General features: G+C 50.3%; 13 protein-coding genes. 6 read left to right on the plus strand and 7 right to left on the minus strand.

All coding sequences use genetic code 11. The features are described 5' to 3' along the window. Nucleotides 1–507 (minus strand): GNAT family protein (locus LDL35_RS02260; RefSeq protein WP_304019082.1); only part of this gene is annotated, 507 nt, incomplete at its 3' end. A gap of 207 nt (nt 508–714) precedes the next feature. Between LDL35_RS02260 and LDL35_RS02265 the strand changes: the two genes are divergently transcribed. Further along, a complete protein-coding gene (locus LDL35_RS02265; RefSeq protein ID WP_304019084.1) occupies nt 715–2,463 on the plus strand; it encodes an IPT/TIG domain-containing protein in 1,749 nt (582 codons plus the stop codon). Nucleotides 2,464–2,546: 83 nt separating this feature from the next. Here LDL35_RS02265 and LDL35_RS02270 read toward each other — a convergent pair whose 3' ends face one another. Continuing rightward, nucleotides 2,547–3,332, minus strand: coding sequence for a HAMP domain-containing sensor histidine kinase (locus tag LDL35_RS02270; RefSeq protein ID WP_304019086.1), 786 nt, complete (start codon nt 3,330–3,332; stop codon nt 2,547–2,549). Then, nucleotides 3,263–4,327 (minus strand): PAS domain S-box protein, encoded by a 1,065-nt coding sequence (locus LDL35_RS02275; RefSeq protein WP_304019089.1) that lies wholly within the window; start codon nt 4,325–4,327, stop codon nt 3,263–3,265. Before LDL35_RS02275 ends, LDL35_RS02270 begins: the two co-directional genes overlap by 70 nt. Before the next feature lie 66 nt (nt 4,328–4,393). Here LDL35_RS02275 and thiE point away from each other — a divergent pair, with 66 nt between their 5' ends. Both thiE and LDL35_RS02285 read left to right on the plus strand, forming a co-directional pair. After that, a complete protein-coding gene (thiE, locus tag LDL35_RS02280) occupies nt 4,394–5,014 on the plus strand; it encodes a thiamine phosphate synthase (RefSeq protein ID WP_304019091.1) in 621 nt (206 codons plus the stop codon). A 72-nt stretch (nt 5,015–5,086) separates the two neighbouring features. After that, a complete protein-coding gene (locus LDL35_RS02285) occupies nt 5,087–5,845 on the plus strand; it encodes a sulfide-dependent adenosine diphosphate thiazole synthase (protein WP_304019094.1) in 759 nt (252 codons plus the stop codon). A 4-nt stretch (nt 5,846–5,849) separates the two neighbouring features. Here the strand turns inward: LDL35_RS02285 and tsaA are convergent, their stop codons facing one another. Both tsaA and LDL35_RS02295 read right to left on the minus strand, forming a co-directional pair. Then, entirely contained in the window at nt 5,850–6,290 is a 441-nt protein-coding gene (tsaA, locus tag LDL35_RS02290) for a tRNA (N6-threonylcarbamoyladenosine(37)-N6)-methyltransferase TrmO (protein WP_304019096.1), read from the minus strand. A gap of 37 nt (nt 6,291–6,327) precedes the next feature. After that, complete coding sequence (locus LDL35_RS02295) at nt 6,328–6,822, minus strand: TspO/MBR family protein (protein WP_304019098.1); 495 nt, start codon at nt 6,820–6,822, stop codon at nt 6,328–6,330. Between the two features lie 246 nt (nt 6,823–7,068). On the opposite strand from LDL35_RS02295, the gene eif1A reads away from it, so the two are divergent. From eif1A to ilvA, 3 genes are all read left to right on the plus strand, one after another. Beyond that, entirely contained in the window at nt 7,069–7,380 is a 312-nt protein-coding gene (gene eif1A, locus LDL35_RS02300) for a translation initiation factor eIF-1A (RefSeq protein ID WP_083758451.1), read from the plus strand. Nucleotides 7,381–7,475: 95 nt separating this feature from the next. Continuing rightward, nucleotides 7,476–7,757, plus strand: coding sequence for a hypothetical protein (locus LDL35_RS02305; RefSeq protein WP_304019100.1), 282 nt, complete (start codon nt 7,476–7,478; stop codon nt 7,755–7,757). A gap of 40 nt (nt 7,758–7,797) precedes the next feature. Then, nucleotides 7,798–9,066: a threonine ammonia-lyase gene (gene ilvA / locus LDL35_RS02310; protein WP_304019101.1), complete on the plus strand. Its 1,269-nt coding sequence runs from the start codon at nt 7,798–7,800 to the stop codon at nt 9,064–9,066. Here ilvA and LDL35_RS02315 read toward each other — a convergent pair. Next, entirely contained in the window at nt 9,058–9,867 is an 810-nt protein-coding gene (locus LDL35_RS02315) for a sulfite exporter TauE/SafE family protein (RefSeq protein ID WP_304019103.1), read from the minus strand. The genes ilvA and LDL35_RS02315 overlap by 9 nt on opposite strands. 6 nt (nt 9,868–9,873) lie before the next feature. Then, nucleotides 9,874–9,996 carry a response regulator gene (locus tag LDL35_RS15270; protein ID WP_369694879.1) on the minus strand — a complete coding sequence of 41 codons (123 nt, stop codon included), beginning with the start codon at nt 9,994–9,996 and terminating at the stop codon, nt 9,874–9,876. Nucleotides 9,997–10,000: the final 4 nt, after the last annotated feature.

Consider the following 10,000-nt stretch of genomic DNA (forward strand, 5'->3'; position numbering starts at 1 on the left):
GAAGAGGACATAGAGGTGTTCATCAAGAAACTCCCCATTCTTCCAGATTGCTTTTTGATGTACTGCTTCGCGTTCAAATCCACATTTTTCAAGGACCCTCATGGATGCACGATTTGTATGAAACACTCCTGCCTGAATCCTGACAATCTCCAATGTTGCAAAGACGGCCGGTACAAATGCCCTGACTGCATCGGTGACGATACCTCTTCCCTGATACTTTGGTGACAACCAGTACCCGATCTCTGCTGTTCTTCTGTACACATCCGAAAGCGGGTGAATGCCGATTCCACCGACTGCCTCCCCTTCAACCTCAATTGCAAGCATGATGGCGGTATGATCATCCTGTGCCATGGCGATGAACCGGTCTGCATCATCTTTTGTGTAGGGTGAGGGAAACCCGTCCCGCATGTATCGTGCAATACCCGGACTATTTGCATGAATCGTGAGCGAGCGGGCATCACTGACCTTCCATGGCCGAAGGACACCGGCTCGGGTACTGATATGCATGAACAACGTCTCCATTCACCGAGAGAGGCCTTCTGCTCATTCTCAAAGCAGCGCTCTGCGGATTACCACACAGAAGTTTTTCTTCTTCGCTCTCAAATATTGAACGATGAACAAACCGGAACAACCGGTTGGGAGATCTCCATGAATTTCAAATTGATACCAAGTAATTTTCATTTCTCTGCCAGATACTTATGTCTGTTCTGCATTGTGGGAGTAATTCTGCTCGCAGGGTACAATCCGGTATCCGGCGCAGAGGCCCCTGATATTACCAGTCTATCCCCTGACACCGTGCATGCAGGATTCTCCCACCAGGTCACCCTGACCGGACAGGGTTTTTCAGAGGACATGACCATTCGTTTTGCGAAGGATGATTCTGTCCTGAACGTAACGGACGTGAAAAACCTCTCAAATACATCAGTAACTTTTCGGGTCATCGTCCCGGCTGATGCTGATCCCGGGCTGTATCAGATGACGCTTCAGTCACCATCACTGGGAGAGCACCGGTATAACCAGGTATTTCATGTCCAGCCACCGGCAGCACCGGAGATTGTGAATATTTCTCCCTCTTCTGCAATGGCAGGATCATCTGTTCCACTCCGGATAACCGGGAGATATTTCCGCTCAGGCTGTACGGTCCGCCTCAATAAGGATACCCGGGAGATACTCCTTACCAATCTGTCAGTGAGGTATGACCAGATATCCGGAGAACTCATCCTCCCGACAGATACACGACCCGGATCCTGGAACCTGTCTGTAACCAACGCAGACGGGCAGGAAACCGTCAGTTCAGAAGGATTTACCGTCATCGCTCTCCCAGAGCCTCATATCCTTGCCATCACGCCTGACCAGGGTGGCATGGATGTCCCGGTGCAGGTAGCGGTGACCGGCAGCAATTTCCTGAAAGGGGCCACCTTTTCCTTATCAAGAAATGATCTCATCGTGCAGGGAACAGACCCCGTTGTTGATTCACCTGGTCGTATCATCGGTACCGTGAAGGTTCCAGCCAAGTATCATGAGGGCCTGTGGGACCTTACCGTTACGAATCCTGATGGACAGTCTGCTAAAAAGACCAATGCATATCTGAGTGGAGAGCCATATGCTCCCTTTAACCTGCAGATAACTCCGGTCTGGGGAATCCAGGGCACAGAACGTCATGTCACCATCAGGGGGATGTCATTCCTTGAAGGGGATCGGGTCACGTTGCAACGGGGAGAAAAGACCATATCTGCAAAGAATGTCACCATCGTTTCACCAACCCAGATCACCTGTACCATCCCCATTCCGGAGAATGCTCCGCAGGGGGCCTGGGACGTGGTTGTGACAAGCCGGTATAACAAGAGTGATATCCTCAAAGGCGGGTTCTCCATCTATACGAAAACATCCCTTCTCCTGTCCGGAATAGAGCCGGCTACCGGGGAACAGGGGCAGTATCTTACCGCAACCATACTTGGAAATAACCTTGCAAACGGGTCATCCGTCATGCTGTCCACCAGCGGAGAGGACCAGATCCAAAGTGAATCAACCGCATTAGTCCGTCCTGATGAACTGAAGGCCTGGTTCCATATCCCGTCAGATGCCATGCCTGATCTGTATGATCTGACGGTCATATTCCCGTCTGGTCAGAAACTGGTAAAACCCGGAGCGTTCAGGGTTCTCTATAATAACACCCCGGTCATCGAGTCAATTGAACCTGACCGGGCTCAGGTTGGAACTGAGGATCTGAAGATCACCGTAACAGGGAAAAATTTCGGGGATGGAGAGTATCTGAACCTGAATCTTACCCATAATGCCACGACGATACCGGTATCTGGTGCAATGTCATACAAAGGAACCAGGATCACCGGATATCTGACCATTCCAAACGGAACCTGGACCGGGTGGTATGATCTGGATGTTACCAGGGATGCCGGCCGGGGGAGAAGTGCAACAAAAGCAGAGATGTTCAGGGTTTTGTAAGGTGGCCGCCTTGGTGGCATATATGGGCCCCCCATTTTTGTGGCAGACCATGAGACGATGAATTCAGCTGCCGGTCTGATCGCTCACGCTTTGGTTGTCAGGCTCCTCCCCTCATTGTGAGAAAACCGGTATATCCCTTTTGGCACAATGATCTCAAAGAGTGCACCGTTCTGATACTCCCCGGTTTCTCGAATGGTGATGTGGGTGATGGATAATATCTCCCTGACCAAAAACATCCCAAGACCAGAGTTCTTCCCATACCCCTTCTCAAAAATCAGGACCTTTTCATCGGTTGGAATCCCTATCCCGTCATCAGCGTACCTGATAATCAGGGCATCATCCTGGATGACAAAGGAACAGCAGATCCTGGTAACCCCTTCACCATGCCGGATTGAGTTATCCATAAGATTATAAAAGACCTTTCTGATGAGCGGGTCTGCGTAAACCTGGATTCCTTCAAGGGAAATAGAAAGAGAGATGTCTTTTATGATCAACTCTTTTGATACATTCAGGATGATGTCTGCTATATCATTCCACTCAGGTTTATTCAGCCCGATATCCTGGTAGGTCCGGGTAAATTCAATCTGCTTTTTAATCGCGGTAATTGCTCCTTTCCCCATATTAACATACTCTGTAGCTTCCGAATCATCCCCCACTGCTTCGGCGATGAGCATCATAAGCCCCTGGAGCATGGTAATCTTATTCAGGATGTCATGTCTGGTGATACTGGAGAGGAGATTTAACTTTTTCACCGCTTCTTGTACTGCCTCCTCAGCCTGATGCCGTTCGGTTACATCAATCAGTGTCTCAACAGCACCAGATATCTCTCCCTGGTCATTTTTATATGGGGCCGCAGGATATACAGCCATATTCCGTTCTCTTTCATCTCCGGATAAAACCTCGTCATCTCATATGCCCCGTCGACAAGGTCAGACGGATGACAACTGTCACCATACAGTTCATTCAGAACCTTATAGTTCCGGTCAAGAAGAACATCTACAAGAAGCGGTCGTTCAGTCGGGAAAAATGCTTTCCAATGGTTTTTCGTCCCGATCATCTCTGATGCTGGAATCCCTGAAAACTTCTCAAGAGCCCGGTTCCAGGAGATGACGGTGTGATTGTGATCGATAACGAACTGAAATGCCGGAGAACTCTGAAGGATTGCAGAAAGCCGTGATTCACTCTCCCGAAGCGCCTGTTCAGATATCGCCAGTTTTCTGTTCTCCTCATCCTTTCTCCTGTTAATGGTGATAAATGACAGGAATATGGCGACAATGAGTAAAGTTCCGACCAGAGGAGGAAGGCCGGTGTACAGAGTGATCGCCGTCCAGTTCCCCGCGTCGATATCAATCCCGAAAACGCCGATAATTGTGCCGGTTTTAGGATCCTGAATCGGTAACAGGCCGCTGATCCAGGTTCCCCACCGGTCGGTTGTCGGGCCTACTATCCCGGTCTTTCCGGTGGTAAATAACTCACGAACCTGGTCAGAGACTTCAGTATAATCCTGTCCAGGCGGGGAGTACCCCTCACTTCCGGGTGGTTCGGAGTCAACATAAAAAAACACCCCTCCGTCATCCCGCTGCCCCATAATATAGACAAACCTGCTGAGCGGTTCTGCAGCCTTGATACTGACCATCTTCTCTTTCATTGAGATATAAGCGGGATTGGTCAGATCGGCATCTGAACCGTCAAAGGTCCTGATAGTGTCAAAGTCAATTCCTGCTGCAGCAAGTCTGGTTTCTGTGAGGATCTGCTCCCGAAGCTGGGCATCCTTGTGGTACATGAAGGCGAGAGTCACGCATCCACCGATACCTATGATGACTGCAAGTATGATGATGACTCGCAGATCAATCCGGGATATCATGATGCCACCTGGTATGTATGATATTCCACGTGGGATGATATATACCTGCATGTCCTAAGGAAACACATGGATTGTGGTCTGTACATCATTACTGATGAGATTCTGGCTCCAGGCTGCTCTCATATACAGATTGCGAAAGAATCTCTCTCCGGCGGTGCAAAAATCATCCAGCTCCGCGATAAGCGAAGAAATGCAGCAGAACTCTTTGCTATTGCGCAGGAGATCCGATCGTTATGCACGCAGTATCATGCCCGGTTCATCGTGAATGACCGACTGGACATTGCGCTTGCAGTACGGGCGGATGGCGTCCACCTCGGTCAGGATGATCTCCCCCTCTCTGCAGCCCGCTTCCTGGCTCCCCGTCCCTTCATCATCGGGGTATCGGTGGGGAACGTGGAGGAAGCAGTCCTGGCTGAAAAGGGCGGGGCAGATTATCTCGGGGTAGGCCCGGTATATCCGACCGGAACAAAGGCAGATGCCGGACCGGCAGTGGGCCCTGAACTGATTCGGAGCATCAGGGAGCGGGTAGCGATTCCCATCATTGCCATCGGGGGGATCAATCTTTCAAATGCAGGCGAGGTCCTTGCTGCCGGTGCTGACGGGATTGCGGTCATTTCTGCGGTGATTTGCAGCCCGGATATCGCCGCCGCTTCCAGAAAGTTTGCAGACCTCATGATGCATTCATAGACTCTCCCCGATCTCACCATACATTCTGGTGCACAAAACGTAGAAATAGTTCAAATGAGACGCAGTACGGATATGACGCTTGATGAAATCACCATTAGCAGGGCAATCGTAGCCGAGCATCTCAATACCCTCATTGAGTACATGGAGATGGATGTTGCCGTGATCGGGGCCGGTCCGTCAGGTCTTGTCTGTGCTGCCCTCATCGCAGAAAAGGGGCTCAAAGTTGGTCTGATTGAGAAGAAGTTGTCCATCGGCGGCGGGATGTGGGGAGGAGGAATGATGTTTCCCCGTATCGTGGTCCAGCAGGAGGCAAAAAGGCTCCTTGACCGGTTTGGTATCAGATCATCAGAATTTGCTCCCGGGTACTACACGGCCAGGTCAGTGGAAGCGGTCACCAAACTCGCCGCCGCAGCATCAGATGCAGGGGTTGAATTCTTCAACCTGACGACGGTTGAGGATGTCATGGTCAAGGGAGACGGTACGCTGTCAGGTCTCGTGATCAACTGGCAACCGGTGGAAGCGACCGGACTTCATGTGGATCCGCTCACCATCGGGTGTACAATTACTGTTGATGCAACCGGTCATGATGCGGTGATAGCCCGCCAGGTCTCGAAAAAGTGTGGAAGACCAGAGATTAAGGGAGAAGGGACGATGTGGGCCGATAATGCAGAGTCTGCCGTGGTCGCTCATACCAAAGAGGTATTTCCCGGTCTTTTCGTATGTGGGATGGCGGCAAATGCGGTCTTTGGCGGTCACCGGATGGGTCCGGTCTTTGGCGGAATGCTCCTCTCCGGTGAAGCGGCAGCAGAAAAGATCATCTCCCGCTTTTAAAGTATCAGTCCTTCCTTTCAAACGGATTACATGAGTCAAATATGCAGTCAATCTCAACCACATATGGTTTTATATCCAGAACCGGGGACCCATCCAGAGCCTCAAGGCCGGTAACCGTGATGATCCCCTGTTCTATCTCTTCTCTCTCTTCTATCCTTCCGATTGAGAGTGCAATCGGGTTTGGCCGTGCAGGTGACCGGATGGTAAACACAGGTCGTGGTTCATCCCAGTCTGGCCGTTTTGCAAAGAGAATATCCCGTTCTGCCCGATCCATCCAGTATAACACCCAGATATGGGATATCCCCTCCATGGTCCCAAGACCGGGGACGAACTGAGGATAGATCTCGATTTTCATCGGTTCAGAGCAGGATCGCCCCTGTCGTGGTGCTGATCCCCGGCCGGTAAATGGTGAATGGATAACACCGATTGGTTCCAGTTCTATCATGGTTTTCTCTCCTGTATCTCTGTGTATGGAATCATGATCACCAGAACGGATTTAACACCAGTATCATCCCGTTCAGGAGGGTTGCAAATACGGTCCAGCAGAGGTATGGGACCAGGAGCCAGACTGCCATTCGCGAGACCTGTCTGAAATGATGCATGGTCAAAAGGATCAGGAGGATAAGACCTGCTATGACGATAAAGCCCCCGGCTACTGACTGCATTCCAAAGAAGACTACCGACCAGAGCAGATTGACGCCAAGCTGGAGAAGAAACCAGACCGTTGCAATCTTCACGGTTCGCCTTTCAAACCCGTGTTTGAGAACAAGCCACCATGCCAGTCCCATCAGAATGTACAGCATGGTCCAGACAGGACCAAACACAAAGTCCGGGGGGCTGAACCAGGGTTTTTGTAACGTCAGGTACCAGCCGGTTATACTGGCCATGGTAAATGAGGATCCGAAAAATCCGATGATGAGAGGAAGAGCAATGCAGAAGATGAAGAGGAGAGCCATGACTATCGGGCGGAGTCTCATGATAGTATGATATCAGTCTTTTATATGTTGAATATGGCGGTCGGGATACCGGAACTTCCGATACCTACTTAAACTCTCATATCATGTATTACTATCACTGGCAGGATTCAGAGGAATTTTTGTCACACCGACTAGTGCGAACGTATTGCCCTAAAATTTGTAAAATAACCCTGACAGGTTTTTCGTGATGTTTTTGCACTTTTTACCGGAGATGGTCAGATAACAGAATTAGATCTACAACCAGATATTGCATCGAATTCACAAACACCCGGAGAAGCAGATAGTGAGACCATCAGGGTCCGTCTGCCCAATAGCAGGAAAGGAGAGCAGTTCGCCTATGCTGAACTGATGCTTGGCTCGTTTCATATACGAGTACGGTGTTCTGATGGCGTGACCAGGCTTGGCAGAATCAAAGGGAAGATGAAACGCCGTGCCTGGATTCGTGAAGGTGATGTCATTATCATTACACCCTGGTCATTCCAGGATGAAAAGTGCGATATCTCATACCGGTATACCCCTCCTCAGCGTGACTGGCTGAGACGGAACAAGTATATCTAATATTCTCTCACGATTTTTTCTCATTTTTGCTATCGTTTGGTATCATCAGCCGGGATGGAGCAAAGGTATTTAATCTTATAAAAAAAGGGTAAAGTATGTCTCCACGGGTTATTGATCCAGCTCCTGCCCGGAGATACCGGGAGAAGCAAGGCAGAATAAGTAAGGACCGGGCGCGTTATCTGGAGACGCTCCGTCATCATCCCATGGCAACGCCCTATCCGCATCCTGCACGAAAAGCCTGGAGGAAACGCTCCGAACCTGGGCCATGGCATATGACTCACAGTCATCCTCATCAGGAAGAACTCGGCCCTCACACCAACCAGCCCGGCCCGATCCGGTTTCCGGTGGCTATTACCCTGAAGGGAAAACGAGCGTAAGAACATACGAATTTAATCTTTTTTGCGGTCAGGAGAAGGTATGGACAGGTCCATGACTGATACTCTTTTTTCCGAGATAGAATCTGCCATGGTCAGGATTGCTCCCCATGTGATCAGAACGCCACTTATCTATTCATCAACCTTCTCCAGGATGACCGGTGCCCATGTGTATCTCAAACTTGAAACCTTGCAAAAGGCCGGTTCATTTAAGATCCGGGGAGCGATGAACAAGATACTCCTCCATGCACACGGAGCAGGACGTACAGGGGTGGTGACGGCATCGGCAGGCAATCATGCACAGGGTGTGTCTGTGGCGGCACGTATCGCAGAGGTTCCGGCAACCGTCATCATGCCGTTCTGGTCATCCCTCTCGAAACAGGAGGCATCGCGAGGATATGGGGCAGATGTTCGTCTGTACGGGAAGACCCTTGAAGAGTCGATGGAGCGAGCACGGGAACTGGCAGACACAGGGATGTTATTTGTCCACCCCTTTGATGATCCGGAGATCATTGCGGGTCAGGGGACGATTGGACTTGAGATCTGCGATGCCCTCCCCTCCCCTGACATCCTCGTAATTCCGGTCGGCGGCGGGGGTCTGATCTCCGGGATCAGTGTGGCGGTGAAAAACAAAGTCCCATCCTGCAGGATCATCGGAGTTCAGTCACAGGCATGCCCTTCGGCGTACCAATCAAAATACGGGAGAGGTGAGATTCGTGATAAAACCGGATGGACGCTGGCTGATGGTATCCGGGTAACCAGAACCGGTACACATACATTCCCTTTTATTCGTGACATGGTAGACCAGATAGTACTTGTTGATGACACAGAGATATCAGATGCCATGCTGTGGCTGCTTGAGCGAAAGAAGATCATAGCCGAAGGGGCCGGGGCGACACCACTTGCCGCACTGCTGTCACAGAAATTTTCATTTGTTCCCGGCAGCACGATTGTTCTTGTCATCAGTGGAGGAAATATCGACAGCCATCAGTTGTCACGGGTGATTCGTCAGGCCCTTGCCAGAAGGGGGAGACTGATGCGGCTCAGTCTTGTTATCGAGGATCAACCCGGTTCACTTGCTGAGGTACTGGCAATAATCGCACGGGAAGGGGGGAATATCCTGAAGATCAGCCATAGTGAATGGGATATTGAACTGCCGGTTCACGAAAAGAGGATATGGATAGAGGTGGAAACACGGGGACATTCTCACATTACAACGATAGAAAAAGCCCTGTGTTCTGTAGGTATTTACCCGTCCGGCTTTTCTGAAGGTTTGAAAGTATCAGAAGACTGCAGATCCCGTTCAGACTGACAGTGCCATCCGGATCGCAAGGAGTATAAGCATGCCAATAAAGAGTGTCTGTAACTTCTTCTCAGGCATGGTTCTTCCGGTTTTTACACCAAGTCTGACGGCAGGAATTGAAGTTAAGGCCAGAATCAGGACAAACAGGATGTTTACATACCCGATTGAGAAGGGAAACAGTCCCTCTGCTCCAAAACCCAGCACAATATAGGATGCCACGGTTCCTGACGCAATGAGGACCATTGCAGTAAGTGATATCCCAATCGATTTGTGGATATTCATGCCCAGAATGGATGTGAGCACCGGTGTCAGGATAACACCACCCCCGATACCAAAAAGACCGGATGCAACCCCGACTCCTATCCCAAGGATGAGAAGGATGCCATCCGTCTCTTTGATAGTATATGCACTCAGATATCTGCATTGTTTGACGATCATCCATACGGCCATGAAGATCAAAAACCCTGAGAATGCGAGGATATGAATCTGACTGGGAATCAGAACCGAAAGAGTACTTCCTGCCATTGATCCCAGTATCCCTCCCATGCCCAGGAGAAGGGCCGGCCACCAGGTGAACGATCTCCCGCTGTAATTTTTTATCGCACCTGCGATTGCAGTCGGGAGAATGACGGCCGCAGAGGTAGCAACAGCAATGGCCATGGCATTATCACCATACCCAAGGTCGCTTAAGAGAAAAAACATGACCGGGACCATCACGACCCCGCCCCCGATACCAAAAAGACCGGCGAGAAATCCGGCTACAAGGCCACAGAGCAGGAGAATGATGATACTTACGATGAAGAATTCCATGCCATGTCAGATGAGTTCTTCACAATTCTGGTATTTTCGCAGATAATCGCGGACTTCAAACCCATCCATCCCTGGCATCATGAAATCGAGTAAAATGACATCAGGTGGCCGCTCCTGTACCAGCTCCAGGGCA

The sequence above is a fragment of the Methanospirillum hungatei genome, assembly GCF_020216685.1.
In the GTDB taxonomy this organism is placed as follows: Archaea; Halobacteriota; Methanomicrobia; order Methanomicrobiales; family Methanospirillaceae; genus Methanospirillum; species Methanospirillum hungatei_B.

Excerpts from the sequence above, each read along its gene's own strand:
- LDL35_RS02275 (WP_304019089.1), bottom strand. The coding sequence starts at position 4,327 with ATGATATCCCGGATTGATCTGCGAGTCATCATCATACTTGCAGTCATC.
- tsaA (WP_304019096.1), bottom strand. The coding sequence starts at position 6,290 with ATGATAGAACTGGAACCAATCGGTGTTATCCATTCACCATTTACCGGC.
- LDL35_RS02285 (WP_304019094.1), top strand. The coding sequence starts at position 5,087 with ATGACGCTTGATGAAATCACCATTAGCAGGGCAATCGTAGCCGAGCAT.
- thiE (WP_304019091.1), top strand. The coding sequence starts at position 4,394 with ATGGATTGTGGTCTGTACATCATTACTGATGAGATTCTGGCTCCAGGC.
- ilvA (WP_304019101.1), top strand. The coding sequence starts at position 7,798 with ATGGACAGGTCCATGACTGATACTCTTTTTTCCGAGATAGAATCTGCC.
- LDL35_RS02295 (WP_304019098.1), bottom strand. The coding sequence starts at position 6,822 with ATGAGACTCCGCCCGATAGTCATGGCTCTCCTCTTCATCTTCTGCATT.
- LDL35_RS02305 (WP_304019100.1), top strand. The coding sequence starts at position 7,476 with ATGTCTCCACGGGTTATTGATCCAGCTCCTGCCCGGAGATACCGGGAG.
- LDL35_RS02315 (WP_304019103.1), bottom strand. The coding sequence starts at position 9,867 with ATGGAATTCTTCATCGTAAGTATCATCATTCTCCTGCTCTGTGGCCTT.
- LDL35_RS02270 (WP_304019086.1), bottom strand. The coding sequence starts at position 3,332 with ATGGCTGTATATCCTGCGGCCCCATATAAAAATGACCAGGGAGAGATA.